2 protein-coding genes are annotated in these 918 nt (G+C 61.9%); both read left to right on the plus strand.

The window, feature by feature from the left end; translation table 11 throughout:
• Window positions 1–475, plus strand: a 475-nt coding sequence (locus J5224_RS30660) for a hypothetical protein (RefSeq protein WP_264628804.1), incomplete at its 5' end; no start/stop codon positions are given.
• The coding region (locus tag J5224_RS30665) for a saccharopine dehydrogenase NADP-binding domain-containing protein (protein WP_264628805.1) at window positions 472–918 on the plus strand (447 nt) is incomplete at its 3' end. The genes J5224_RS30660 and J5224_RS30665, both read left to right, overlap by 4 nt.

The raw sequence follows: 918 nt of genomic DNA on the forward strand, positions 1-918 counted from the left end.
TCATCACGTGCTGCGCGAAACGCCTTCCCACATTCCCGCCGGTGCATTTGACCGTTTACCCGACGCCTATCAGCCCGTTGGCGACGCGCTGAGCCAATGGGCAATAAAACCGCTGAATGAGCGGCTGCGCGCCTTGCAGACCGACGGTGCTGAGCAGGGGGCCTACTTTGCTCCCGAAGGTGAAGTGCAAGCCTTTGCCGAGCGCCACGCGCTGTTCCACCATTGCATGGCCGCCGTGGGTGAACACCAGCCTGCGCCCTGGACCGGAAAAACCCTGTTGATACGCAACAGCGCAAGCGATCCGTTGTTGCCCGGTACGCCGCAGGATGTCACCGACTATTGGCAGCGTCTGAGCCTTGGCGATCTGACCGTGGTGGACACGCCGGGCGACCATTTTAGTTGTATGGCGCAGCCACATGCGGCGTCACTGGCGAACTGCATCGCACGGCACACTCGCCCGGAGGAGGCGCTGTGAAGCGGTATTGCATCGCGATTCTGGGGGCGACGGGCAGTATCGGACGAGAAGTTACCTGTTGGCTGGGCGCGGCGGGATACACATTGCGCCTCGGTGCCAGACAGCCTGAGGCCTTGCACGCGCTGGCGCAGCAGGTCAACGCGCACGCTCAGGTGGTCGATCTCTATCAGCAAGAGGCGCTGGATGCGTTTAGTCAGGGATGCGCACTGGTGGTGAACTGTGCGGGGCCATCTTATCTGGTGCTGGATCGGGTTGCGCGCAGTGCCGCTCGGGCCGGTGCTCATTATATTGATGTGTCCGGCGATGCCCCGGTATGGCATTTGCTGCAACAAACACCGACCAGCGCACGGGACTGGACCGCAGTACTCTCGGCAGGCATGTTGCCGGGGTTAGCCAATTTGATTCCTGACTGGCTGGGCGTGCTGCCTGATGATGCGATTACC

It is taken from the genome of Candidatus Symbiopectobacterium sp. NZEC135 (genome assembly GCF_025962695.1).